The 3124-nt window shown below is 60.9% G+C and carries 3 protein-coding genes; all 3 read right to left on the bottom strand.

The genetic code is table 11. The features are described 5' to 3' along the window. Positions 1 to 75: 75 nt before the first annotated feature. From OC610_RS24230 to OC610_RS24240, 3 genes are read right to left on the bottom strand one after another with little or no spacing between them, the layout of a single operon-like run. Positions 76 to 963, bottom strand: coding sequence for an ABC transporter permease subunit (locus tag OC610_RS24230; RefSeq protein ID WP_198797491.1), 888 nt, complete (start codon positions 961 to 963; stop codon positions 76 to 78). Next, entirely contained in the window at positions 960 to 1880 is a 921-nt protein-coding gene (locus tag OC610_RS24235) for an ABC transporter permease subunit (RefSeq protein ID WP_264431467.1), read from the bottom strand. Before OC610_RS24235 ends, OC610_RS24230 begins: the two co-directional genes overlap by 4 nt. Further along, positions 1877 to 3019 (bottom strand): ABC transporter ATP-binding protein, encoded by a 1143-nt coding sequence (locus OC610_RS24240; RefSeq protein WP_264431469.1) that lies wholly within the window; start codon positions 3017 to 3019, stop codon positions 1877 to 1879. The genes OC610_RS24235 and OC610_RS24240 overlap by 4 nt, the downstream gene beginning before the upstream one ends. Positions 3020 to 3124: the final 105 nt, after the last annotated feature.

The raw sequence follows: 3124 nt of genomic DNA on the forward strand, positions 1-3124 counted from the left end.
GAGCCAGGCCACAAATTCACGGACCACAAAAAACTGTGGGAGCAAGCTTGTCCCCACATTGGGTTCTGCGTTACCTCAGGCCGAAGCAGTCTCCGCCCGGCGTACTTCCGGTTGTTTCCAGGAATCGGCGGCGCTTTCCTCGATGGCTTGCTGGATCGCCCGCTTGCGGTTTTCTTCGGCGCGGCGGCTGAAGTACCAGACCAGGAAGGTCACCAGGGACACCGCCAGCAGGATCAGGCTCGCCACGGCATTGATTTCCGGTTTCACCCCCAGGCGTACCGCCGAGAAGACTTCCATCGGCAAGGTCGTCGAGCCGGGGCCGGAAACGAAGCTTGCCAGCACCAGGTCGTCGAGGGACAGCGCGAACGACATCATGCCGCCCGCCGCCAGCGACGGCGCGATCATCGGGATGGTGATCAGGAAGAACACCTTCCACGGCCGCGCTCCGAGGTCCATGGCCGCCTCTTCGATGGACAGGTCCAGCTCACGCAAGCGCGCCGACACCACCACCGCGACATAGGCCGCGCAGAACGTCGTGTGGGCGATCCAGATCGTGACGATGCCACGTTCCTGGGGCCAACCGATCATCTGCGCCATGGCCACGAACAGCAGCAACAGCGACAGGCCGGTGATCACTTCCGGCATCACCAACGGTGCGGTGACCAGGCCGCCGAACAGCGTGCGGCCCTTGAAGTGGGTGATGCGGGTCAGCACGAAGGCCGCCAGCGTCCCCAAGGCTACCGCAGCAATCGCGGTGTAGCAGGCGATCTCCAGCGAGCGCACCACCGAGCCCATCAGTTGGGTGTTGTCCAGCAGGCCGACGTACCACTTGACCGACCAGCCGCCCCATACCGTCACCAGTTTCGAGGCGTTGAACGAGAAGATCACCAGGATCACCATCGGTGCGTAGATGAACAGCAGGCCCAGCACCAGCATCAGGCTTGAAAAACTGAAGCGCTTCATTCCTTGCCCTCCATCTCTTTGGCCTGACTGCGGTTGAACAGGATGATGGGCACGATCAGGATCGCCAGCATCACTACCGCCAGGGCGGATGCCACCGGCCAGTCACGGTTGTTGAAGAATTCCTGCCACAGCACTTTACCGATCATCAGGGTTTCCGGGCCGCCGAGCAGTTCCGGGATCACGAACTCGCCCACCACCGGGATGAACACCAGCATGCAGCCGGCAACAATGCCGTTCTTGGACAGCGGCACGGTGATTTTCCAGAAGCTGTTGAAGGTGCTCGAACCCAGGTCGGACGCGGCTTCCAGCAGGCTTGAATCGTGTTTGACCAGGTTGGCGTACAACGGCAGGATCATGAACGGCAGGTAGGAATAGACCACCCCGATATACACCGCCAGGTTCGTGTTGAGGATCTGCAGCGGCTCGCTGATCCAGCCCATGCTCATCAGGAATCCGTTGAGCAAGCCGTTGTTGCTGAGGATGCCCATCCACGCGTAGACGCGGATCAGGATCGCGGTCCAGGTCGGCATCATGATCAGCAGCACCAGCACCGTTTGCATCTCTTTGCGGGCGTTGGCGATGCCGTAGGCCATCGGATAGCCGATCAGCAGGCACAAGGCAGTACTGATCAGGGCCATTTTCAACGACCCGAGGTAGGCGGCGATGTACAGCTCGTCCTCGCTCAACATCACGTAGTTGGCGAGATTGAGCAGCACCTGCAGTTTCTGGTCGACGTAGCTATAGATCTCGGTGTACGGCGGAATCGCCACGTCGGCTTCGGCGAAACTGATCTTCAGGACGATGAAGAACGGCAGCATGAAGAACAGGAACAGCCAGATGAAGGGCACCCCGATGACCATTTGACGGCCACCGGGCGTTATTCGTGCGAGTCGGCGTTTGAATTTGCGCATGTTCATGAGCGAAGCACCACGCCGCTGTCGTCTTCCCACCAGACGAACACCTGGTCGCCCCAGGTTGGACGCTGGCCACGGCGCTCGGCATTGGCGACGAACGACTGCACCAGCTTGCCGCTCGGCAGCTCGACGTAGAACACCGAGTGACCGCCCAGGTAGGCGATGTCATGGACCTTGCCACTGGACCAGTTGTGCTCGCAGGTCGGCTGCTCGGAAGTGACCAGCAGTTTTTCCGGGCGAATGGCGTAGGTCACGGACTTGTCCTGCACCGAGGTGCTGATGCCGTGGCCAACGTAGATGCTCCGGTCCAGGTCCTTGCAGTTCAGCACCGCGTGGCCTTCGGCGTCGTCCACCACTTCGGTCTCGAAGATGTTGACGTTGCCGATGAACTCGCAGACCAGGCGACTGGTCGGGGTCTCGTAGATGTCGATCGGGCTGCCGATCTGGGCGATCCAGCCCAGGTGCATGATCGCGATGCGCTCGGCCATGGTCATGGCCTCTTCCTGGTCGTGGGTCACCATCACACAGGTCACGCCGACCCGCTCGATGATCTCCACCAACTCAAGCTGCATCTGCGAGCGCAGCTTCTTGTCCAGGGCGCCCATCGGCTCGTCGAGCAGCAACAGCTTCGGCCGCTTCGCCAAGGAACGGGCCAGGGCCACGCGCTGGCGCTGACCGCCGGAGAGCTGGTGCGGCTTGCGCTTGGCGTACTGGCTCATCTGCACCAGCTTGAGCATCTCGGCCACGCGGGCGTCGATCTCGGCTTTCGGGATCTTGTCCTGTTGCAGGCCGAAGGCGATGTTCTGCGCCACCGTCATGTGCGGGAACAAGGCGTAGGACTGGAACATCATGTTGATCGGCCGCTCATAGGGCGGCATGTCGGTGATGTCCACGCCATCGAGGAAAATCCGCCCCTCCGTGGGCCGCTCGAAACCTGCCAGCATCCGCAGCAAGGTGGATTTGCCCGATCCCGAACCGCCGAGCAAGGCAAAGATCTCGCCTTTCTTGATTTCCAGGGACACGTCGTCCACGGCAATCGTCTCGTCGAACTTCTTCGTGACCCGGTCGATTTTGACCAGCACCTGCTTGGGTGTCTGGTCGCCCTCGAGGGCTTTCTTATAGGCGCCGGAGGCAACTGCCATTTACGAAACTCCCACAAAATTTGCAGCTCGCCCAAGACGGGCGAACCTTCTGAAAGTTAGAGCGATGAACGCTATTTACCCGACTTGACCTTGGTCCAGCTGCGG

Source organism: Pseudomonas agronomica (assembly GCF_025917275.1).
Taxonomy (GTDB): domain Bacteria; phylum Pseudomonadota; class Gammaproteobacteria; order Pseudomonadales; family Pseudomonadaceae; genus Aquipseudomonas; species Aquipseudomonas agronomica.

Excerpts from the sequence above, each read along its gene's own strand:
- OC610_RS24230 (WP_198797491.1), bottom strand. The coding sequence starts at position 963 with ATGAAGCGCTTCAGTTTTTCAAGCCTGATGCTGGTGCTGGGCCTGCTG.
- OC610_RS24235 (WP_264431467.1), bottom strand. The coding sequence starts at position 1,880 with ATGAACATGCGCAAATTCAAACGCCGACTCGCACGAATAACGCCCGGT.
- OC610_RS24240 (WP_264431469.1), bottom strand. The coding sequence starts at position 3,019 with ATGGCAGTTGCCTCCGGCGCCTATAAGAAAGCCCTCGAGGGCGACCAG.